Below are 23,038 nucleotides of genomic sequence, written 5' to 3' on the forward strand. Positions count from 1 at the left end.
AAGAGAGGGCTGGCAAGGAGCGGGCTGGGGTGGATGATCGCCGCTGTGCCCCTGATGATGGGCGCGCTGCCCGCAACCGCGCAAGATCGTTTGCCGCCTGCGCCTTATGCCTATGAGCAATTGCGCGATCCGGCCAAAGAAGCGGCGGCGCGCGAATTGATGCATGAACTGCGCTGTTTGGTGTGTCAGGGGCAGAGCATTGCGGACAGTGATGCGCCCTTGGCGGGTGATATGCGCCATGAAGTGCGCAGCAAAATTGCCGAAGGGCAAAGCCCCGCTGAAATTCGGTCTTGGTTGGTGGCGCGCTATGGCAATTGGGTGACCTATGACCCGCCGTTGGACGCGGCGACGCTGTTTCTGTGGTTGGGACCGTTGGCCTTTTTATTATTGGGTGGCTGGCTGGCGTTCGGGCGTTTTCGCCGCAGCGATGATGATGGTGGCGGCGCGGTTTCGGGCTCTGTTTCAGGCCCTGTTTCAGACAAAGCCGCGGATAAGGGAATTGGCGCATGATTTGGTTGTGGGTGACCATCGCGGCGGCCATCACAACGGCTTTGCTGATTTGGTTTGGTAAAGTGCCCAGCGCGTCGCGGCCATTGATTGGCGCAGCGGTGATGTTAGGGCTGGCGGGATATGCGTTGCAGGGCAGCCCGTCGCTGGCCGGAAAGCCCGTTGTGAACACCAAGGAATTGCAAGGATTTGGTGAGGAGATCACCGATCGTCAGCAAGGGATGCAAGACCGATTTGGTCCAGCGGCCATGTGGATTGGCATGTCCGATGGATTTATGCGGACGGGCAAAACCGAATTGGCGGCCAAAGCCTTGGAAAAGGGATTGCAGAAATATCCCAATGATGTGGATTTGTGGGTTGGGCTGGGCAATGCCTTGGTCGCGCATGGCGGCGGCATGATGTCGCCAGCATCGGCATTGGCATTTGACCAAGCCGTGCGTTTGCAACCGGACCATCCCGCGCCGCCATTTTTTGCGGGCTTGGCGATGGCGCAAAGCGGGGATTTTGTTGGCGCAGATCGGGTGTGGACGAATTTGCTGGAGCGTAGCCCACCAGGTGCTGGATGGGAGGCCGACCTGAAAATGCGCTTGAAACAATTGCATGCGGCGATGGGTAAAGGAAGTGGCGTGGCCGATGAAATGGCGGATACGCCCAGCGATGCTGGGAATGAAGCGCCAAAAACACCGGCTGCGGCCCTAGGAAATGGGGAATAAGAGACTTAAAAGGCACAGCTAGGCCCTATAAAATAGGGGAAGTCTTTCTTGGCTATTCGGCAAGGGCGAGGTGGGATAAGGGCGCGATATGACTGCTGAGTCTCCTCAGGCGTTGAGCGGCGTGACTGACACGACTGCGACCGCCGACACACCCTCTGTCGCGCATGGCGATGGAAAGCTGAAACTGGCTGTTGGGGCCATTGGTATCGTTTTTGGCGATATCGGCACCAGTCCGCTTTATGCGTTTCGGGAAACATTTTCCGGACATTATGGCATCGAAGCCGACCGCATGCATATTCATGGCGTGTTGAGCTTGGTGTTTTGGTCGATGATGCTGGTTGTCACGATCAAATATGTGCTGACCATCATGAAGGCCGACAATAAGGGCGAGGGCGGCAGTCTGGCCTTGTTGGCGTTGATCAACCGCCAGTCGGGCGGGGCGCGTTGGACATGGCCGATTGTGCTGTTGGGCGTGTTTGCGACCGCGCTATTTTATGGCGATAGCATGATTACCCCCGCCATGTCGGTGCTGTCCGCCACCGAGGGGCTGAGCTATATTGATCGCGGTTTTTCGCCTTATATTGTGCCGATTGCGCTGACAATTTTGATTGGCCTATTTGCCATTCAGTCACGGGGAACGGCCAAGGTTGGGGCGTTATTTGGCCCGATCATGCTGGCTTATTTTTCGATGCTGGCGATTTTGGGTGTGACCCATATTGTGTCGGACCCATCGATTATTTTGGCGACGCTGAACCCCGTGAACGCCATTCGTTTCTTCATTACCGATGGCTTTACTGCCTTTATCGCGCTGGGTGCGGTGGTGTTGGCGGTGACGGGCGCTGAGGCGCTCTATACGGACATGGGTCATTTTGGCCGTGCGCCCATTGGCCTGAGCTGGTCTTTCTTTGTCCTGCCGGCGTTGATGCTGAATTATATGGGGCAAGGCGCCATGGTGCTGAGCGCCGAGCCAGCCCATGCCGCGCAATTGATTGGCGATCCATTTTTCCAAATGATGCCAGAAGCATGGCGGGTGCCAGTGGTGGTGTTGGCGTTGTTGGCGGCCATTATTGCAAGCCAAGCGGTGATATCCGGTGCATTTTCGCTGACCCAGCAGGCCATTCAATTGGGCTTTATGCCGCGTTTGCGTGTTGAACATACCAGTGCGGCGGCGGCCGGACAAATTTACATTCCCATGGTCAACTGGTCGTTGATGGTCATGGTGATTATTTTGGTGCTGGGCTTTGGTTCGTCCAGCAACTTGGCCGCAGCCTATGGCATTGCCGTGACGGGTGCGATGTTCATCGACACTTGTCTGCTGAGCGTCGTGCTGTTCACTTTGTGGAAATGGCCAGCGTGGCGGGCTTTGCCGATGCTGGCGATATTCTTCATCGTCGATATCGCCTATTTTGGCGCGAATTTGATCAAGGTTCCGGATGGCGGATGGGTGCCATTGGCGCTGGGGATGGCGATTTTTACATTCCTGACCACTTGGTCGCGCGGGCGCAGCCTGATGCAGCAGCGGATGGCCGAAGGGGCCATGCCTATTCCGATTTTTGTAAAATCCGCGGCGAATAGCGCGACCCGCGTGGCGGGGACAGCGGTGTTTCTGACATCGACGTCGGACGGTGTTCCCCATGCTTTGTTGCACAATTTGAAGCATAATAAGGTGCTGCACGAACGGGTGGTGCTGTTGACGGTGCAGATCGCCGATGTGCCCTATGTGGACCGCAGCAAGCTGGTGCAAATTGAGGATATGGGCAGCGGATTCCATCGCTTGGTACTGAAATATGGGTTTATGCAGCCGGTGAACGTGCCAGAGGCGCTGAAGCAGGTGATCGTCGATGGCGGTGAATTTAAGATGATCGAGACGAGTTTCTTCCTGTCTCGTCAGACGCTGATTTCATCGACCAAACCGGGCATGTCGGTGTGGCGCGAAAAATTATTCGCGTGGATGCTGCGCAATTCGGAAAGCGCGATGGAATATTTCCGCTTGCCCAGCAACCGTGTGGTCGAACTGGGAAGCCAGATCGCCATTTAACGATCAGCATGGGGGCGCGGTGCGGTGCCGATCAGTCGGCTTATCGCTGCGCTGCCCCAAGGCTGGATGGGGATACCGCCAAGCCGATATGCGGCGTGGCCTGTCAATTATTACATGAATGTTCATTAGGTCCGATATGGACATGGCTGCGCCTGAAAAAACAGGAAGGCATGATAGAAGCTGTGCCCATCGGACAGAGGGATTGGCGCATAGGCTGATTTCTGCCTAGACTGGGTGGCTCGCTGGGCCGACGGAATTTATCGCGGCGGAATGAGCGATGCGTGAGGATAGGCATTTCGGAAAAAGGCGGCGTGGGTCTAGGCGGGCTGGGCGACGGCGCATCGGAAAGAGGCAGACTGGGCACATGGGCCGAATGTTGGGCAGATGGAAACGGAAATTGGACGGCGATGGGCCAACCGACCCAGCGCCGTCAGAGAATTTGCGATCCCCCCAAGCCCAGCCACAGGCTTTATCCACGCCTAGCGCCTCTGGTCAGATGGTGGGCGGCGCGCCCTTTGCCTTGATGGTCGGGCCAGCCTGGCGGACCATATCCCGCCAACAAGCCGAAGAGACGCTGAACCGTATGGGCCTGCGGCCATGCCCGACTGTGTCGACGGGCGGGGATATGGGGCAGCCTTGTTTTCGTATATTTTTTGGTGGGACCAGCATGTTGATGGGGCCAGCCAGTGAAGCATGGCTGGCGGGCATGGACCCACAGGACCCAAGGACCAGCTATATTGCCACCCATGTGCCGGATGATTGGCGGCGTATGGGCCATATTTGGCATTTTCGGCCCGAAGGGCGCCGCCCGCTGGGCAATGGCAGCGAATTTTACAAGATGATGCTGTTGTTGCTGGATATGTGCGGCGCAACCCATTTATTTTGGGATCCTGCGGCCTTGTGGTCGGACGCGCAGATGTTTCGCACCGCCCTGGCAGAGCTGCTGACTAGCGGGATGCCGCCAGTCTTGCATCAGGTGGCGTTTCGCCGCGTGGCGGCGGGGCGGGTGCGGACGCGGGGGCTGAGCTATTTTGCAGCGCATGAAATAGAGGCGGTCTTGCCCGATGGCATGGATGTGCAGGCGGCTGTGCGGCGGTTGGCGCGGTTGGCGATAGATGCCATGCTGAACGGCCCCTATGATCGGGCGACTGAGGTAGAGGGGATGGAAGCGGGGGAGCATATTCGCTTGCTGCCCCAGCCTGTTAAGGGGGATGAGCCAGCCTTGGTGCTGGCGCAGATCATCCGCGCATGATCATGCGGCGGCGATGGTGCGGGGCACCGCCAGCGCGGCCTGATTATCAACGCCATCATCTCATCCCACTGACGTTGGCGCGCAGGCCGCAAATGCAGCCGATGTTTCATGCGTTGGAGGTTGAGGGATTTAATCTGCATATTTTTGCGCAAAATGGGCAATTATTGCCCGCCAGCGAAGCAGGGGCGATGCGCACCGGCCATGCTCTGCATCGGGGGCCGCACCAAGGCTATAGCGATGTGGTGACGGCGCGGGTGGAAAGCATCCGGCGGCATTTTGCGACCGAGGCCATGCGCGATATAGGGGCGGCGCGGCGGACGGCGAAAATGCGGCTGACCTTGTTGCAACAAGCCACGCGGCGCGCCCTGACCGATCGACATCGCGGTGTGTTGCGGCTGAACAAGCGGGACCCGATGCGGATATTTGTCGATCGCCCTTATTTGGACAGGGCGATCGACATGATGTTTGCGAATTTTGACGGGTGATGCGGGATGCGGGATGTGCAGTCGCGCAGGCATCACCCGTTTCTGGACGCCGTTTAGCGGATGATCTTCGCCTGTAGTTCTTGGTAAGCATCGCGATATTCGGATTGAAGCTGGGCAACAAATTCCGCGACAGGGCGCACGGCATGGATGTTTCCAATGCCTTGGCCGCTGCCCCAAATATCTTTCCACGCCTTGACCTTGGTATTCCCGCCAGAGCCGAAGTTCATGGTCTTCAAATCGCCCTTGGGCAGATTGTCGGGGTCGAGGCCCGATGCCTCGATCGAACTGCGCAGATAATTGCCATGGACGCCGGTAAATAAGTCGGAATAGACAATATCGCCTGCGCGCCCGCCGACGATGCCATTTTTGTAATTGGCTTCGGCATTGGCTTCGGCGGTGGCGATGAAGGCGCTGCCAATATAGGCAAGGTCGGCCCCTGCGGCTTGGGCGGCGAGGATGGAGCGGCCATGGGCGATGGCCCCCGATAAAGCGACCGGACCGTCGAACCATGAGCGAATTTCTTGGACCAAGGCGAAGGGGGATTGGGTGCCCGCATGGCCGCCCGCGCCCGCCGCGACGGGGATGAGGCCGTCGGCGCCCTTTTCAATGGCTTTGCGGGCGAAACGGTCGTCGATGACGTCGTGCAGGACGATGCCGCCCCAGCCGTGCACCGCTTGGTTCAATTCTTCGCGCGCGCCCAGCGAGGTGATCGTGATGGGGACTTTCCATTTCGCACAGGTGGCAATGTCCTGTTCCAGCCGGTCATTGGAGCGGTGGACGATTTGGTTGACCGCAAAAGGCGCGGCGGGCGTGTCGGGGTGGTCGCGGTCCCATGCGGCCAATTCTTCGGAGATTTGATGCAGCCATTCGTCCAGCAGGCTTTGTGGGCGAGCGTTGAGCGCCGGAAAGCTGCCGACAACGCCAGCCTTGCATTGGGCGATCACCAATTCTGGGCCGGAAACGATGAAGAGCGGCGAAGCGATAACGGGCAGGCGCAGGCGGTCAAATATTGCTGGTAGGGCCATGAATCAAACTCTCCATCCTCTAAAGTCTGCTTTACCTTAACGTAAGGTGGAAGTGAGGCAAGCAGGGATATGTGATAGGCTTCATAAGGAAATATTGCGCAAGATGGAGAGAAAAACATCGTTCGGACGCATAGAAAAAGACGGCCTTTCAGAAGGAAAGGCCGTCCAAGGGGTTTGGGGAGGGGAGCCACCCAGAAATTTCATTATGACCGATGGTTGCGGTTAATCCTTGGGTTCCGCCACGCAAGTGCCGCCGTCGGGGCCAGTGGGATATTGGCCGCTGGCATCGGGGGTTCCGGTGCAGAAACGCTCGGCAATTTTGGCATCGGCAATTTCCGATAAGCGATTGCGGCCATTGGCGTCTTTTTGAAGGTTAAACCCGTCATAAAGTTTGCCGGACGCCGTATAGGTGCGGAAGCGCAGATTTTCGCCATCGACATCAATGATTTGATAAAGCTCTGTCGCTTCGGCGGTGCGGTCCGTTTGGGTGCGGGCGCGATTGTTGAGGCCATACATTTTTGCTCCCGTCACCGATACCAAATAGACTGGGCCTTGGACACTGCCGTCGGTGCGTGCTTGGGCGCTGGCGGCGCGGCCGGCTTCTGCGGTCAGGCGGCTGTAGCAATGGTCATGACCTTGTAGCACCAGATCGACGCCCCGCGCTTCGAACACGGGTTTCCATGCGGCTTTGATGGCACCCGTGTCCTTGGGGCGGGCGCAAGTGAAGACGGGTTGGTGGAACAGCACCACATTCCATTTGGCGCGGCTGGAGGCCAATGTCTGGTCCAGCCATGCCGTTTGTTCTTTCATACTGCCCAGTTCAATGGCGGCGGTGCCGTCCAGAACAATGAAGCGAACCCCTTGGTAATCCACAAAATAGGTTGTGGCTTTGACCGCGTCTGCGCCATTTTTGGGCAGCGCGAATTGCTTGTGCCAATATGGCCCCAAGATGCGGCTTTCCTGACCATTGGGTAAGATGAGGTCGGCATATTCATGATTACCGGTGGCGGGCAATTGTGGGATGCTGGCATAATTATAGCCGCCCACTTGGTTCCATTCGCCCCATTCATCGTCATGATCCAGATCATCGCGCTGGGCCACCAAATCGCCCGCATGGGCAACCAGACTGATATCACCATTGGCGATAAAGGCCTGACGGACCACGCGCGCGGCATAGGTTAGGATGCCGTTTTGAATGTCGCCCAAATAGAGGAAGCGAAAGGGTTTTGCCGCAGCAGCGGCGGTGCGGAATTGATACCATTCGCTCCACCCCGCTTCGCCTTTGACGCGGTAATTATAGACGGTGTCGGGCGTTAAATTGGCAAAGCGCACCTGATGATAAAGGGCGGGGCCATAGCTGCTTTGGGATAGCAAAGTGATGCCTGTCAGCGTTTGGGCTTTCTCCTCTAGGGTCGGGCCGTCGACCGAGATGGCCAATTGCACCTCGGCCGTTTTTTGCGCGACATTGGTGCGATAGGCGACCGCCATTGCGCGCGCGGGGTCTGCGCCGGGGGTGAGGACGATACGGTCGGCCAGATTTTTGGGGGCATAGGGCAGACCTGCGCTGCGCGGAATGGGCGCGCCATCCTCGGTGAGGGTCGGGATGGCGAAGCCGGTGGTTTGTGGCAGCGCGGGGGCGGTTTGCGCGGGCGCGGTTGCACTTGTTGCTGGGGCTTGCTTTTTCGGCGCTGCAGCCGCGCTGGGGGCTGTGGCCGCGACGAGCGCGACCAACAGCGGCAGAGACAGAGCGGGGAGCGTGAGAGTTGGTGTTTTCAGCATGGTCATAGCTTGATCCTTTCGCCCCTTAGAAGCTGGCCGAGACGCCGAATTTGGCGGTCCAGCTATATTTTTCATACTGTAACAGGCGCTTGGCACCGGCATATTGTTGATAGGCGAAATAGGGCGCGTCGGTGACATTGACCCATTCTGCGAACAGGCGGACCTTGTCGGTCACGCGATATTTTGCCGACAGGTCCAGTTGGAAATGTTGGTCAACGATACGGTCTTCTTCGGCCGAGGCACCCAGTTCATCGAGATATTTGTCGCGGTAGGTGCCCGCAGCGCGCAGTGACAAGGGGCCTTTTTCATAGCCCAGAGCCAGGTTGAACGTATGTTTGGACGAGGAGGGCAGGCTGATGTCGCGTGGTTTGGTGATGTCGCCGTCGGTGTAAACCGTACCGACCGCGTCGGTATAGGTATAGTTAGCATTCAGCAGCAGGCCGTCGAAGGGGGCGGGCAGGCTGGTGAATTGATGGGCGAAGCTGACTTCCAAGCCCTTGATTTTGGCGGTGTCGCCATTTTCCCATGTCATCGAGCGCAAAAAGTTCACGCCATATGCCGAGCCGGCGCCGCCCTTGACCTCGACGATGAAATCTTGGACCGATTTCCAGAAAATACCGGCGGAGAGCGAGGAGTTTTTGGCGAAATACCATTCGGCGGACAGATCAAGGTTCCATGCCGAATAGGGTTTCAGGTCGGGATTGCCAAATTCGGCTTCGCGGTCTTCGTCGATGATGAAGCGCGGGGCGAGGCTGGACAATTTGGGACGAACCAAGCTTCTGGAGGCACCGAAGCGCAGCAGCACATCGTCTGATACTTCATAACGCACGGCAAGGCTGGGCAGCCAGTCGGTATATTTGCGTTTGAAATTGGTGGGGGTGACGATGACATCATCCTCATCTTCGGCGTTGATGATATTGCCGCTGATGTCATTTTTCGTTTGTTCAACGCGGACGCCGCCGATCAGGCGCAGCGCGCCGCTGTCATAGCGACCGAGCAGGTAGCCTGCCAAAATATCTTCGTCGATCGCATAGTCGGTCGAGGCGCTGTTCACCAAGGTATCGAACGGATTAAGTTCAAATTTATCGCGATTTCCATAGAAGAAATCGCTGGTGCCGCCTTGTTGTGGCAGCGGACCCAAATCTTGGATGCGATAGGTTTGACCGCCCAGCACATCGGCGAGGGTATAGTTGCCGTCGAAACCATCATAGACGGTGGTTTCAAAATCATAGCTTTTTTGACGCCAGCGCGATTTCACGCCGCCTTGCACGGTGAAGGTGCCGTGATCGAGCGCGAATTCGCGGGCCGCGTCGAATTTTGCGGTCCATTCCTTGTCCCGCGATAATTCCATGTCGGTGCTTTCCAGCTCGTTAAATTTATATTGGCTGGGGTCGTTGAACAGGGCGCTATTGCCGCTGACGCTGAAGGATGGGCGGCGGATGTCGGCATAGTCGAATTTGATGCGGATTTCATCGTCGCCGTCGCCGTTGAAGCGGGCGCGGAAGCGGGTGGGGTCGACCGAGCCATTTTCAGCTTCGGTGGATTCGGCATAGGCCAGACTATATTTGAGTTTCCATGCATCGGCGTCCGTTTCGCCGCCGATGGTCAAGGATTTGATTTTTTGCTTTTCATAGCGGTCCTTCATGCGGCGGCGGACTTCGATGCGGTCATCCGCAGTGGAAAATTCTGCACTAGTGGCGCTGCCTGCGAAAGGTTCGCCATCCATAATCAGGATCACGTCGCCGCGATATTCCTGATCGGAAAATTGGCTGTAAAGACCGCGTGCATAAAGTTTTGTGCTGTCGCTGGCGCGGAAATCGAGGCTGAGGGTTGCCCCCAAACGTTCGCGTTCAACATCATAATCGCGATATTGCAATTCTTCGGCATAGATGGTGCCGTCGTCGGCGGTTTTCCAGTCCGCGCCTTCGATATTATCGCTTTCAAATTTGCGGCGATAATAGGACACGCCGCCCGCGATGCCGAAATTGTCGGTGAGGCGGGTGGAGAAATCCACGCTGGCTTTGGGGGTCAGGCTGTTGGCATAATCATTATAGCTGCCTTCGAGTTTGACCGACAGCAGGTCCTTTTTGCGGTCAAAGGCGCTGGTGGTATTGATTTCGATGCTGGCACCCAAGGTGTCGGCGTCCATATCCGGCGTCAGCGTTTTTTTGACTTCGATAGATTCGATCAATTCCGCGGCGACAACGTCCAGCGCGACAGAGCGGCTGTCTCCGCCCGGCGCAGGAATACGGGTGCCGTTGATAGATGCGGCATTCAGTTCCGGATCAAGGCCGCGCACCGACACAAAACGGCCTTCGCCTTGGTCGGCCAATATGTTGACGCCCGACAAGCGGCGCATAGATTCGGCGACATTTTGGTCGGGGAATTGACCAATGGCGTCGCGGGTCAGCACGCTTTCTACGCCGTCCGCGGCGCGTTGGCGGGACAGGCTGGACGACAGATTGGCGGCCTGACCGACGACCAAGATGCTGCCGTCATCGCCCAAGGTCATGTTGGCGATGGCGGTGCCGCTGTCGCCCACGGTGATGCTTTGGCTGCGCTTGTCTGCGCCCAAATAGCGCGCTTCGAGGGTATAGGTGCCAGCGGGAACATGGGGGAAGCGGAAGCTGCCGTCGCGGTCGGCCTGAACGACGCGGTCCAGTTCCAAAATGCGCACTTCTGCGCCCTGAAGCGCGCGAGTGTTGCTGCCGTCGGTGATGGTGCCGACCACGTCGCCAGCCAAGGCTGTAGCGGGAAGCATGGCAACCAAAATGGCGGCGCTGCTGGCCAGCATGTGGGTGCGACGGCGTGAAAAAATAGTCATAAGTGCCCCTGTTTGGACGGGGCCGTTGCCCCTTTTTCGAGGGGGCGATTAGGCGGCAGGCATGACGCCAACATGACATCTGCGTTTCAATTGGATGACAATTGCAGATTTTTGATGCTTAGGAATTTTTATTTTATCGCCGTATTTCAGGTGGATGAATGAATATCGTTCAATTGGCGGGCGAAAAATAAAAATCCCCCGCCGCGTAATGGCGGCAGGGGATGATGAATTTAGCCCTCCAGCCAAGGCTGGAAGAACGGCCAAGCTTAGGCCAAGTTTGCGGCGCTGAGGATCGCGCGGACGCTGGCGGTCGATACGTCGGTGTCGAGGCCGCAACCGAACAGGCTTTTGCCATCGGGCGTGCGGCATTCAACATAGGCGGCGGCTTGGGCATCGCTGCCATGGCCGATGGCATGTTCGTTATAATCGACGATATCCATGATCGGACCGCCATTTTCCGCCAAGGCGGCGATGACGCTGGACATCAGGCCATTGCCGCGACCGCTGATCGAGCGTTCGCTGCCTTCGATCAACAGCTTGCCTGCGAAAATACGGTCGGTGCCGCCACGGCTTTCGGACCAGTCGACCAGTTGGAAACGCTTGTTTTCATGCGCCAAATAGGTGCTTTCAAAGGCGTTCCAAATATCGTCCGCCGCCAATTCGCGGCTGGTTTCATCGGCCACGGCTTGGACGACATGGCTGAAGCTGGCCTGCATACGCTTGGGCAGTTTCAGGCCCTTGTCCTGTTCCAATACCCATGCGACGCCGCCCTTGCCGGACTGGCTGTTGACGCGGATCACCGCTTCATAGCTGCGGCCAATGTCGGCCGGATCGATGGGCAGATAGGGGACTTCCCAAACTTCATCATTTTGGCGTTCGCGAGCGGCAAAGCCTTTTTTAATGGCGTCTTGGTGGCTGCCGGAAAAGGCGGTGTAGACCAATTCGCCGCCATAAGGATGACGCGGGTGAACGGGGATATTGTTGCAATATTCCACGGTTTGAATGACTTCGTCGATGTCCGAGAAGTCCAATTCAGGGTTCACGCCCTGTGTGTACATATTGAGCGCGATGGTGACGAGACAGGTGTTGCCGGTGCGTTCGCCATTGCCGAACAAGCAGCCTTCGACACGGTCGCCGCCCGCCATCAAGCCCAGTTCCGCCGCCGCAACGCCGGTGCCACGGTCATTGTGGGTGTGCAGCGAGATGATCGCACGGTCGCGATTGGGCAGGTTTTTGCAGAAATATTCAATCTGGTCCGCATAGATATTGGCCGTGCTGGCTTCGACCGTGGCGGGCAGGTTGAGGATGATTTTCTTGTCTGTGGTGGGCTGCAAAATATCCATCACCGCTTCGCTGACTTCCAACGAGAAATCCAGTTCGGCGGTCGAGAAGGTTTCAGGGCTATATTCAAAGCGCCAGTCGGTGTCGGGCAAGCGCGCGGCATTGTCGCGCAATTGCTTGGCCCCTTCGACGGCGATGGCTTTGATGTCGGCCTTGTCCATGCCAAACACAATCTTGCGCCATGCGGGCGAGACAGCGTTATACAGATGGACGATGGCCGTTTTGGAACCGGCCAGACTGTCAAAGCTGGTGCGGATCAGGTCGGCGCGGCTTTGGGTCAGAACCTGCAAGGTCACATCGTCCGGCACATGACCATTTTGCACCAGACCTTGGATGAAATCAAAGTCGGTCGCGCCGGATGCGGGGAAGCCAACTTCAATTTCCTTGAGTCCGCATTTCACCAACAGGTCAAAGAAACGCTTTTTCTTTTCGGCGTCCATCGGGTCGATCAACGCTTGGTTGCCGTCGCGAAGGTCGGTGGACAGCCAGATTGGCGCCTGGGTGATGGTGCGCGAAGGCCATTGGCGGTCCGTCAACGGAACCTGCGGGAAAGGACGATATTTGGCCGACGGCGATGAGAGCATGGTCATGATGGTAATCTTCTGCTGATGGTTGCGCTGTATAGTCATCAAGCCCTTGGACGTCAGGCCTGCTGTTTCACGCGCAAGCCGAGGGTCACGCCCAAGGGCGTGTAAGTCGCAGAAGGTTTAGGGCGGTGATACGCATGCATGCTCTGTGATAGATATTCGCGCGTTTGACAAGGGCTGTGGATAAGTTTTTCGTTGATAGGCCAGTTTCCAGAGCCGAAATGGCCAAAAGAAAGGCCGGACAAACCCGATGGGTCTGTCCGGCCTTTTGCAGATATAAGCGGCGAAATTATTGTTTGATAAATTCGGCGCTGATGTCCAATTCCACCTCGTCGCTGACGAAGGGCAGGCCATAGTTGATGCCAAATTCGCTGCGCTTGATTTTGGCTTCGGCGCTGAAGCCGATGGTTTCTTTTTTCATCATGGGGTGCATACCTGCACCGTGGAATTCGGCGTCCAGCGTGACGGGGCGCGTGATGCCGTTCAGGGTTAAGTTGCCGGTGATTTTGGCTTCGTCGCCGTCGTCATCCAAGTGGACGGCGGTGGAAACAAAGCGGGCCGAAGCGGGGGCTGGACCGAAAAAGTCGGGCTTTGCGCCATCAGCGCCTGCTTTTAGCAAATGGCCGGTGAGGCCAGCGCTGGCAGTAGTGACGGAAGCGATGGGAATGCTGACATCGACGCTGGACGCTGCCAGATTGGCGGGGTCGATTTTCAGCGTGCCGGCGATGTCGCCGAAAATGCCGCGATATTTGCTGAAGCCCAAATGGTCGACTTGCCAGACAATCAATGTGTGGCTGGGGTCGGTGGCATAGGTGCCTGCGACCACGCGGCTTTTGTCCTTAACGCCGGGATTTTGCGGGGCGGATTGGGCAATAAGCTGGGTCGATGTTGCCACCAATGTTGGGGCGGCGAGGGCAAGCGCAATGGCCCCCAGTGGAAATGCGATACGCATGGATATTCTCCTGTCGAGTCGTGACGAATGCGGTGGCACTATGCGCCTTTTACGGATTTTGTCGCCGTTCGGCGTGCCATTGACGTAATGCGGCAGCCATGCATCCGGTTGCGCCATAGCTGCCAACCGCTGAACAACTGTCGGGGCGGGTCATGCGGGCGATGTCTTCATAGCCCTCGACCGCGCTGCCCCAGCTTTGGCCCATGGGCGTGTCATCTTGGCGAATTTCTTCGCGCAATTCCTTGGGGACGCGGTAGCGTTCGGATTCCGGTTGCTGGGCGCAGACGATGATTTCGTCGCCAACGGGGGCAGGGCAGGCATCATCGCCATAGGTGATCAGAATGCTATGCTTGCGCGGCGGTTCGCCCGTTTGGCGCAAGCTGGCCGTGTCATTGGGGGTGGCGGCATGAAGGGCGGTTGGGGTCAGCGGCAACGCCACAGCGGCCAAAGGAAGCAGATAACGACATGCTGTGGCCCATAGGGTCATGAAAAAAATCACTTTCTGCGTAAGGGCCAATTCAAGCGCCCTAGCACAGACAAGATGAACGGCGGACGAATGGGGCGGGGTTGCGAGGCTCAGGACCTATGTATTTCACGTTCGAGGCGTCGAAATGGCGAAGATGTCGGGTTCGGGTGGACGCAGCGGGTAGCATCGCCACCCGCAAGGGCGCACGAGCCTGAGATTGAAGCCATTTCGGCGTCCCGTAGGGATTTGACCTATATGCCCCATGGCTTCGTCGAAAATCCTTGAAATATTATCATATTCCTTCGTCTTTCCTCCTCGCCCTGCGGCATATCGCTTCAAACCTCGATCGCGAAATACATAGGTCCTGACCCTAGTGCAGCTTATCCTGCTCCAAGGCGTGGATGGCAGCAGCGATGGTGGACCAAATATGGGCCAGATCATCGGCGCTGATGCTATAGGGCGGCATGACATAGATGCTGTTGCCCAATGGACGTAACAGCACGCCATTTTCGCGAAAATACGCAATAAGACGCGGCGCAAGGTTGGAGAGATAGCCGGTGTCGGGGGCCGCCAGATCGAACGCCGCAATGGTGCCGAGGTGGCGTGGGTTTTCGACCATCACATGATGGCTGGTCATCGCCAAATGGGCGGCTTGGGCATCCGACAGAGCTTGGATACGTTCCATCACGGGTTCGTCGCGCCAGATTGCCAGATTTTCGACGGCGGCGGCGCAGGCGATGGGGTTGGCGGTATAGCTGGAGGAGTGATAAAAAGTGCGGCTGCGGTCCGTGCTGTGGTGCGCGGCGAAGATGGGCTCGATGCACAAAGTGACGGCCAAGGGGATGGCGCCGCCCGTCAAGCCTTTGGAAAGGCACATAATGTCGGGGATGACGCCCGCTTGGTCGCAGGCAAAGCGGGTTCCGGTGCGGCCCCAGCCGGTCATCACTTCGTCGGCAATGAACAGCACCCCGTGCGCGGCGCAGATGGCGCGCATTTCGAACAAGACCCATGCGGGGTAAATGAGCATGCCGCCCGCGCCGAGGATGAGCGGTTCGACGATGAAGGCGGCGGGTTTTTGCGCGCAGGCGGCCTCTAGAGCATCCAGCGTCATCTGTTCCATGCCCGCATGGGGGAAGGGGATGGTGCCGACGTCAAACAAGAGCGGGTCATAGGGGCGGTTGAAGACACCGCGTTCGCCCACTGACATCGCGCCAATGGTGTCGCCGTGATAGCTATGTTCCATCACAAGGATTTGGGCGCGGTCTTCGCCCAGATGATGCCAATAGCCCAGCGCCATTTTGAGCGCGACTTCGACGCTGGTGGAGCCACTGTCCGAGAAGAAGACGCGGCTGAGCGGTGCAGGGGTGATGCGGATCAGTTCAGCGGCCAAATCTTCGGCCGGTTCATGGGTCCAGCCCGCGAAAATGACTTGATCCAGCCGCTCGGTTTGGGCGCGCATCGCGGCCATAATGCGGGGGTTGTTATGGCCATGGGTGGTGACCCACCAACTGGAAATACCGTCAATCCAGCTTTGTCCATCAGCGGCGTAAAGGCGTGCGCCATCGCCGCGCTCGATTTTCGGCGTGGGTTCGCCTAGGCCATGTTGGGTGAAGGGGTGCCAAATGGCGCTCATGGGATGATCCGTTTTTGTGACGCGGCTGGTCATGGGGTGCGCGGAATATTGGTCCGCTGCTTTTATGAAAAATCGCTGAGTTTGAAATGATCGAGGAAAGCCTCGGTCAATGTCGCGCGGGTGATGGTTTTGAGGCGCGGCAGGCGGCCAAGGCGGCGCACACCCGAAATGGCGCAGATCGTGTCTTCGCTATCGCGGTTATCGGGCCCGACAAAGGCGATGCCGTGGATGGGGACGCCGCGTGTCCGCAAAGCTTCGATGCTGAGCAAGCTGTGATTGATGGTGCCGAGTGTTGTGCGGGCCACCAATATGGTTGGGATTTGCCATTGGGCGAACAGGTCGGCGTATAAGATTTGACGCGTGACCGGCACCAAGACGCCGCCCGCCCCTTCTATGACCACATCACCCGTTGGCGGGGTGAGCCGCGCAGGGTCGATGGTGATTTGGTCAATCTCGGCGGATAGATGCGGGGAGGCGGGGGTTTTTAGACGATAGGCCTCGGGGTGGATGGGGACGCTGCACAGCCTGGATATGGCTTCGCTGTCGGTTTCATCGTCCAGGCCGGATTGGATAGGTTTCCAATAGCTTATGCCCAAGGCCCCCGCCAAAGCTGCGGTGAATATGGTTTTGCCAATGCCCGTGTCGGTGCCGGTGACGACGAAAGATTTGGTCATGCTGTCTCCATCGTTGCGGCCAGATGATCGGTGACCGCGTCGATATTCTTTTCATCGACATTCAAGGTGATGGCAAGTCTAAGCCGAGCGGTGCCGTGCGGAACCGTCGGAGGGCGGATGCCGCGCACGTCGAAACCGGCCTGTTGCAGGCTGGCGGCCAAGGCCATGGTGCGGCCATTGTCGCCAATGATAATCGGCAGGATTTGGGACCCACTGGCGGGCAGGCCGAGCGCTGCCAAGCGGGTTTCGGCGTAGCGAACCAAAGCCGATAGCCGGTTTTGGCGGGCGTCGCTGGACGCCACAATCGACAAAGCGGTCCGCACCGCATGGGCCATAAGGGGCGAGGGGGCGGTAGAGAAAATAAAGGGGCGGCCCCGATTGACGATGAAATCGCAGATGACGCGGGGCGCGCATAACAATGCCCCTTCGCAGCCCAAAGCTTTGCCGCAGGTGTGCAGCGTGATGATGTTATCGCGGGGTAACAGCGCGTGGGACAGGCCGATACCCTGTGGGCCATAAACCCCTGTGCCATGCGCTTCGTCGACGACCAATATGGCGTCATGACGGTCGGCTAGCGCGGAGAGATCGTCCAAGGGCGCGAAGTCGCCGTCCATCGAATAGAGGCTTTCGACCGCGATCCAGATGGTAGCCGTGCCGCCCGATGCGCGATAGGCGCGGATTTGGGCTTCGAAATCATGAACATCATTGTGGCGCGCGGGGCGGCGCTCGGCACGGCTTTGGCGCATACCGTCATGGACGCTGGCGTGGATCATATCATCATAGACGATCAGGTCGCCGCGCTGGGGCACGGTGGCAAAGAAAGCGGCGTTAGCGATGAAGCCGGTGGGGAAATAAAGGGCGGCTTCGCTGCGATAATGGGCGGCAGCGTAGGCTTCGAGGGCCTCATGTTCCGCATGATTGCCGCGCAGCAAGCGGGAACCGCCGGACCCGATGTCGAGGCCATTGGCGATGGCGGCGGCCACGGTGCTGCGCAATTCCTGACTGCCCGACAGGCCCAGATAATCATTGGATGAAAAATCGACGCCCGCACGGGGAATGAGGCGGCGCAAGCGATTGTCGTCAGCAAGGGCCGCCAAATCGGCATGATGGGCGCGGTAAAAGGCTGGGGCCACGAAGCATGTCCTTGCTGGTGGAGTATGAAGATATTGGCCCTGCTAGCAGGGGAAGAGTAAGATGCAAACAGGCCCGCCAATCATTTGATGGGCGGGCCTGAAAATATTGATAAAACAATGCGATAAATATATTTATCGCAATATTATCTTAGTTTTTGGCTTTGTCGACCAGCTTGTTCTTGGCGATCCAAGGCATCATTTCGCGCAGCTTGGCACCGGTCTGTTCGATCGGGTGAGCCGCAGCCGCCAGACGGCTGGCCTTCAGTTCTGGCTGACCAGCGATATTGTCGAGCACGAAGTCCTTGACGAAGCGACCCGATTGGATGTCTTCGAGAACGCGCTTCATTTCCGCCTTGGTTTCAGCCGTGATGATGCGTGGGCCGGTCTTGATGTCGCCATATTCAGCGGTGTTCGAGATCGAGTAGCGCATGTTGGCGATGCCGCCTTCATACAGCAGGTCCACGATCAGCTTGGTTTCGTGCAAGCATTCGAAATAGGCCATTTCAGGAGCATAGCCTGCTTCGACCAAGGTTTCGAAACCAGCTTGGATCAAGTGGGTTACGCCGCCGCAAAGAACAGCTTGTTCGCCGAACAGGTCGGTTTCGCACTCTTCCTTGAAGGTGGTTTCGATGATGCCGCTGCGGCCGCCGCCAACAGCCGACGCATAGGACAGCGCCAATGCCTTGGCAAAGCCATTGCCCGAAGCAGCCGGACCTTCGGCTTCTTGTGCAATCGCGATCAGGCAAGGCACGCCGCCGCCCTTGAGATATTCACCGCGAACCGTGTGGCCGGGGCCCTTTGGTGCGACCATGAATACGTCGATGTCCTTGCGGGCTTCGATCAGGCCGAAGTGGATGTTCAGACCATGAGCAAAGGCCAAAGCCGCGCCGGACTTGAGGTTGGCTTCCAGATCTTGGTAATAGATTTTGGCTTGATGTTCATCAGGAGCCGCGATCATGATCAGGTCGGCCCAAGCCGCTGCTTCTTTGTTCGACAATACCTTGAAGCCAGCTTCTTCGGCTTTCTTGGCGGTTGCCGAACCTTCGCGAAGCGCGATGGCGACTTCCTTGACGCCGCTGTCGCGCAGGTTTTGCGCATGGGCGTGGCCTTGGCTGCCGTAACCCAATACGGCGACCTTTTTACCTTTGATCAGATCTTGGTCGGTATCGCGATCATAATAAACCTGCATCTGTATATTCCCCATAAAATACGTCATGACGGTTGCCTGCCGGCATCATTTGGCCCCTATAAAGGCTGGGGCGACGAAAGTTGGATTAATTTTGAACTTTATTTTCTGGTGCCGTGTGGTTGTTACCATCTGGCGTTATTTCGTGGTGGCTGGCGGATTGCCCATGCCGCAACGGGATGTTCGCGTGTCTGTTACAGCGCACTGGCCCCGCGGGCAATGGCAACAACGCCGGTCCGCCCAACTTCGACAAGGCCGCATTCGCGCATCAAGGCAATGAAGCGGTCGACTTTGTCGCTGTTGCCGGTGATTTCGAACACAAAGCTTTCCAGCGTTGTATCGACAACCTTGGCCCGAAAAACATCGGCCAAGCGCAAAGCTTCGATGCGCTTTTCGCCCGTTCCAGCAACCTTGACCAGTGCGATTTCGCGTTCAACATGCGGGCCTTGGTCGGCCAGATCGACCACCTTGTGCACGGGAACCAAGCGGTCCAATTGGGCGATGATCTGGTCGATTACCGGCGGCGGGCCATTAGTCACAATGGTGATGCGCGATACCGCATGGTCCGACGTAATGTCGGCCACGGTCAGGCTTTCGATATTATATCCACGCGCGGTGAACAGGCCGGTGATTTTGGCCAACACGCCCGCTTCGTTCGTGACTGTAATCGCCAAAACATGGCGTTCGGCAGCTTGTAGTGTGATTTTCATGGAATTTACACCAATGCCTTTGCTTCGTCGTCCATCGTGCCGCTGACTTCGCTGCTTTGCAGGATCATGTCCGTATGGGCAGCGCCCGACGGGATCATGGGGAAGCAGTTGGCCAATTTGGCGACGCGGCAGTCGACAATCACCGGACCCGGTGTTGCGATCATTTTGGCGATACCCGCATCCAGTTCGTCCAGCGTGTCGATACGCAAACCAGTCCAGCCATAAGCATCGGCCAGTTTGACGAAATCGGGCAGGCTGTCGCTATAACTGTTGGAATAACGGCTTTCATAGGTCAGCTCTTGCCATTGGCGAACCATGCCCATCCATTCATTGTTCAAAATGAACAGCTTTACGGGCAAGCGATATTGGCTGACCGTCGACATTTCCTGAATGTTCATTTGCACGCTAGCTTCGCCCGCGATGCAGATGACCAAGCGGTCGGGGTTCGCGACTTGTGCGCCTACCGCCGATGGAAAGCCATAGCCCATGGTGCCAAGCCCGCCGGAGGTCAGCCAGCGATTGGGTTCGTCAAAACCGAAATGCTGGGCGGCCCACATTTGGTGCTGGCCGACTTCGGTGGTGACAATTGGGTCCATCCCGCGCGTGGCGTCATAAAGGGCACGAACGGCGCGCTGGGGCATGATTTCGGCGTCCGCCGCTTTGCTTTCTGGAAAGTCCAGACAACGTGCCGCGCGCCAGCCATCGATTCGGCGCATCCATTCGCTCAGGTCCTTGGCCTTGCGGCCATCGCTGTTCCACTTGGCAATCAGCGCGTCCAAGCAGCGACCGGCATCGCCGACAATGGCGATATCGGCGGGAACGATTTTGTTGATCGAGCTGCGGTCGATGTCGATGTGGATTTTCTTGCTGTGGGGCGCAAAAGCATCGAGGCGGCCGGTGACGCGGTCGTCGAAACGGGCGCCAACACAGATGATCAGATCGGACTTGTTCATCGCCATATTGGATTCATAGGTGCCATGCATGCCCAGCATACCCAGCCACTTGTCATCCGTGGACGGATAGGCACCAAGGCCCATCAGTGTCGATGTGATCGGCGCGCCCGTCATGGCCACAAATTCACGCAGGGCTGCGCTGGCTTGTGGTCCGGCGTTGATGACGCCGCCGCCCGTATAGAAAATCGGGCGCGTCGCATTGGCGATCAGTTCAATCGCATCTGCAATATCCGTCGGGTCGGGGTCATATTGCGGGCGATAGCTGACATGCTCGATCATATTCGGGCGGGCATAATTGCCGGTCGCGACCTGAACATTTTTCGGAATGTCGATGACCACGGGGCCGGGGCGACCATGGGTGGCAATATGAAATGCCTCGTGCATGATAGCGCCCAGATTTTCCGGCGACATGACCAGATAATTATGCTTGGTGCAGTGGCGCGTGATGCCCACCGTGTCGCATTCCTGAAACGCGTCGGTCCCGATCAGGGTTGTCGGAACCTGACCCGTCAACACGACCATGGGAATGCTGTCCAGCAGCGCATCGGTAATGCCGGTCACGGCATTGGTCGCACCAGGGCCAGACGTCACAAGCACGACGCCGGGCTTGCCCGTGGAGCGGGCATATCCTTCTGCCGCATGCGTGGCGGCCTGTTCGTGGCGCACCAACACATGCTTGATGGACGGATGGTTAAACAGTGCATCGTAAATCGGTAGCACCGCGCCGCCGGGATAGCCGAACACTGTATCGACACCCAAGTCGACCAGCGCCTGTACCACCATGTCGGCACCACTCATTTCCGTCACGATCCATGCTCCTTCATTCATTCGTTGGGCGATATATAGCGTCCCGCCCAAAATACACCCAAACTTTTTCGGCAAGCTTATGGGGTGTGGGCAATAGGTGCAGCAATCTATCTTGTCAAACCATAATTGTGTAATTTTATTGCTAAATCATCAATATTATTATTTGATAATGGCAATTCGTGGCGAATCCAGTCCGTGGGGGGCTGGTGGCGGAACCATGTATATTGGCGTTTGGCATATTGGCGCGTGGCGGCTTGGGCCTGTGTCAAGGCTTGGTCGCGCGATAGCTCGCCCCGCAAATAGGCGATGACTTGTGGCACACCGATGGCGCGCATGACCGGCAGGTCTGGCGATAGTTGCCGGTCCATCAGAGCGGCGACTTCTTCGATGCCGCCGGTGGCGAACATCTGTTCTAAGCGCAGGTCGCACCGTTCGCGCAGCCAGTCCCGGGGTGGCAGCAGAATGATGGGTGACAATTGCACCATGTCGGCAATGCCGCCTTCGCGCTGTTCTTGCCATTGCGGTAGGGTGCGACCGGTGGATCGCACAACCTCGAGCGCGCGCAAGATGCGGGTGCGGTCGGATGGGTGCAGGCGCGCGGCCGATGCGGGGTCGAGATGCTGAAGATCGTGGTAGGCGGCGTCCGTGTCCATATCCCGCACTGTGTCCCGAATATCAGGGTCGATGGGGGGGACGGGGGCGATGCCATATAGAAGCGTGCGCAAATAGAGGCCGGTGCCCCCGACCAGCACCGGCGTTTCTTCATCTTCCCATGCGCGGGCCAGCAGGCGTTTGACATCATCGGCCCAGCGCGCGGCATTATAGGCCTGTGACCCGTCAATCGTGCCGAACAAGCGGTGGGGCACGTCCTGCATTTCTTCCGGTGAGGGGCGCGCCGACAAGATTTGCAAATCGGCATAAACTTGGCTGGCGTCCGCATTGATCACCATGCCCTTGGGTGAAATTTTTGCGTGCTGAACGGCCAATGCGCTCTTGCCGCTGGCGGTTGGGCCAGCAATAAGCGCCAGCGGAAGCCGTCCGGCTGTATGAGAAGGAGAATTTGCCATGTTCGTCGTCACGCTGATAGCAGCAGGAAAGCTGACGGACGAGGTGGTTCAGGCCGCCGCTGCAAAATTATCTGCGGCTGGGCAAGAATTGGACGCATGGGCGTGGCTGGATGAAGGCGATGCGGCGGATATTTTCTTTGACGGTGATATGGATGCAGCGCGCGCGGCGCTGGTTGATCTGGCGGTAGATGGGCTGGATATGGCCGTGCAACCCGTCGCCGATCGGGCGAAAAAGCTGATCATTGCAGATATGGATTCCACCATGATTACAGTGGAATGTATCGATGAGTTGGCAGATTATGCGAACTTAAAGCCGCAAATTGCTGCGATCACCGAACGGGCGATGCGCGGCGAGCTGGATTTTCGTGCGGCCTTGGATGAGCGGGTCGGTTTGCTGGGCGGGTTGTCGGAAAGCGTGCTGGCGGAATGCCGCCGCGAACGGGTGCGCCTGACACGGGGCGCGCGCACCTTGGTGCAGACGATGAAGGCCCATGGTGCCCATGCGGTGCTGATTAGCGGCGGTTTCATCCCCTTTGCTGCGCCCGTTGGCGAATCCATTGGTTTCGACAAGGTTTTTGCCAATGAACTGGAAATCGCAAACGGCGAGCTGACCGGAAAAGTGCTGGAGCCGATTGTTGATTCGTCCGCCAAAAAGGAGCGTTTGCTGGCAGAGGCGGAGGCTTTGGGCCTGACGCTGGCGCAAACATTGGCGGTGGGCGATGGGGCCAATGACATTCCCATGATTGAAACGGCGGGCTTGGGCGCGGGATATCACCCCCATCCGGCATGCGCCGCCGCCGCCGATGTCGCGATTGAGCATCATGACCTGACGGCCTTGTTGTGGGTGCAGGGTTGGGGTCGCCGTGAATGGATTTATGGCTGATCGCCAACCCATAGGCCCAAGGG

At 57.9% G+C, this 23,038-nt stretch carries 19 protein-coding genes; 6 read left to right on the forward strand and 13 right to left on the reverse strand.

Going from position 1 to position 23,038, the window contains the following annotated elements; translation table 11 throughout:
• Positions 1-33: 33 nt before the first annotated feature.
• The 5 genes from LKO31_RS13120 (at position 34) to LKO31_RS13140 (ending at position 4,995) form a co-directional block, all read left to right on the forward strand.
• Positions 34-510: a cytochrome c-type biogenesis protein gene (locus LKO31_RS13120; protein WP_320443502.1), complete on the forward strand. Its 477-nt coding sequence runs from the start codon at positions 34-36 to the stop codon at positions 508-510.
• Positions 507-1,220, forward strand: a complete 714-nt coding sequence (locus tag LKO31_RS13125; protein WP_227691004.1) for a tetratricopeptide repeat protein — start codon at positions 507-509, stop codon at positions 1,218-1,220. The genes LKO31_RS13120 and LKO31_RS13125 overlap by 4 nt, the downstream gene beginning before the upstream one ends.
• A gap of 112 nt (positions 1,221-1,332) precedes the next feature.
• Positions 1,333-3,258, forward strand: a complete 1,926-nt coding sequence (locus LKO31_RS13130; RefSeq protein ID WP_407699289.1) for a potassium transporter Kup — start codon at positions 1,333-1,335, stop codon at positions 3,256-3,258.
• A gap of 373 nt (positions 3,259-3,631) precedes the next feature.
• Entirely contained in the window at positions 3,632-4,510 is an 879-nt protein-coding gene (locus LKO31_RS13135; RefSeq protein WP_227691006.1) for a hypothetical protein, read from the forward strand.
• Positions 4,511-4,512: 2 nt separating this feature from the next.
• Positions 4,513-4,995: an AHH domain-containing protein gene (locus LKO31_RS13140; RefSeq protein WP_227691251.1), complete on the forward strand. Its 483-nt coding sequence runs from the start codon at positions 4,513-4,515 to the stop codon at positions 4,993-4,995.
• 53 nt (positions 4,996-5,048) lie between these two features.
• Here the strand turns inward: LKO31_RS13140 and LKO31_RS13145 are convergent, their stop codons facing one another.
• From LKO31_RS13145 to miaA, 13 genes are all read right to left on the reverse strand, one after another.
• A complete protein-coding gene (locus LKO31_RS13145) occupies positions 5,049-6,020 on the reverse strand; it encodes an NAD(P)H-dependent flavin oxidoreductase (RefSeq protein ID WP_227691007.1) in 972 nt (323 codons plus the stop codon).
• Positions 6,021-6,242: 222 nt separating this feature from the next.
• Positions 6,243-7,805 carry a purple acid phosphatase family protein gene (locus LKO31_RS13150; protein ID WP_227691008.1) on the reverse strand — a complete coding sequence of 521 codons (1,563 nt, stop codon included), beginning with the start codon at positions 7,803-7,805 and terminating at the stop codon, positions 6,243-6,245.
• Between the two features lie 19 nt (positions 7,806-7,824).
• Positions 7,825-10,623, reverse strand: coding sequence for a TonB-dependent receptor (locus LKO31_RS13155; RefSeq protein WP_407699285.1), 2,799 nt, complete (start codon positions 10,621-10,623; stop codon positions 7,825-7,827).
• A 266-nt stretch (positions 10,624-10,889) separates the two neighbouring features.
• Complete coding sequence (leuA, locus tag LKO31_RS13160) at positions 10,890-12,548, reverse strand: 2-isopropylmalate synthase (RefSeq protein ID WP_227691253.1); 1,659 nt, start codon at positions 12,546-12,548, stop codon at positions 10,890-10,892.
• A gap of 292 nt (positions 12,549-12,840) precedes the next feature.
• Positions 12,841-13,503: a YceI family protein gene (locus LKO31_RS13165; RefSeq protein WP_227691009.1), complete on the reverse strand. Its 663-nt coding sequence runs from the start codon at positions 13,501-13,503 to the stop codon at positions 12,841-12,843.
• 49 nt (positions 13,504-13,552) lie between these two features.
• Complete coding sequence (locus LKO31_RS13170; protein WP_227691010.1) at positions 13,553-13,990, reverse strand: hypothetical protein; 438 nt, start codon at positions 13,988-13,990, stop codon at positions 13,553-13,555.
• A gap of 349 nt (positions 13,991-14,339) precedes the next feature.
• Entirely contained in the window at positions 14,340-15,602 is a 1,263-nt protein-coding gene (locus LKO31_RS13175) for an adenosylmethionine--8-amino-7-oxononanoate transaminase (RefSeq protein ID WP_227691011.1), read from the reverse strand.
• Between the two features lie 62 nt (positions 15,603-15,664).
• Positions 15,665-16,276 (reverse strand): dethiobiotin synthase, encoded by a 612-nt coding sequence (gene bioD / locus LKO31_RS13180; protein WP_227691012.1) that lies wholly within the window; start codon positions 16,274-16,276, stop codon positions 15,665-15,667.
• The gene (locus LKO31_RS13185) at positions 16,273-17,409 is read right to left on the reverse strand and encodes an 8-amino-7-oxononanoate synthase (RefSeq protein ID WP_227691013.1); all 1,137 of its coding nucleotides are present in this window, start codon (positions 17,407-17,409) and stop codon (positions 16,273-16,275) included. The genes bioD and LKO31_RS13185 overlap by 4 nt, the downstream gene beginning before the upstream one ends.
• Positions 17,410-17,557: 148 nt before the next feature.
• Positions 17,558-18,598 (reverse strand): ketol-acid reductoisomerase, encoded by a 1,041-nt coding sequence (ilvC, locus tag LKO31_RS13190; protein ID WP_227691254.1) that lies wholly within the window; start codon positions 18,596-18,598, stop codon positions 17,558-17,560.
• A 191-nt stretch (positions 18,599-18,789) separates the two neighbouring features.
• Positions 18,790-19,305, reverse strand: a complete 516-nt coding sequence (gene ilvN, locus LKO31_RS13195; RefSeq protein WP_227691014.1) for an acetolactate synthase small subunit — start codon at positions 19,303-19,305, stop codon at positions 18,790-18,792.
• Positions 19,306-19,310: 5 nt separating this feature from the next.
• Positions 19,311-21,065 (reverse strand): biosynthetic-type acetolactate synthase large subunit, encoded by a 1,755-nt coding sequence (ilvB, locus tag LKO31_RS13200; RefSeq protein ID WP_227691015.1) that lies wholly within the window; start codon positions 21,063-21,065, stop codon positions 19,311-19,313.
• Between the two features lie 107 nt (positions 21,066-21,172).
• Entirely contained in the window at positions 21,173-22,132 is a 960-nt protein-coding gene (miaA, locus tag LKO31_RS13205; RefSeq protein WP_227691016.1) for a tRNA (adenosine(37)-N6)-dimethylallyltransferase MiaA, read from the reverse strand.
• On the opposite strand from miaA, the gene serB reads away from it, so the two are divergent.
• Positions 22,131-23,015, forward strand: coding sequence for a phosphoserine phosphatase SerB (serB, locus tag LKO31_RS13210; RefSeq protein WP_227691017.1), 885 nt, complete (start codon positions 22,131-22,133; stop codon positions 23,013-23,015). The two genes, miaA and serB, sit on opposite strands and share 2 nt — an antisense overlap.
• Positions 23,016-23,038 lie beyond the last annotated feature (23 nt).

The sequence above is a fragment of the Sphingopyxis yananensis genome (assembly GCF_020687785.1).
Taxonomy (GTDB): Bacteria; Pseudomonadota; Alphaproteobacteria; order Sphingomonadales; family Sphingomonadaceae; genus Sphingopyxis; species Sphingopyxis yananensis.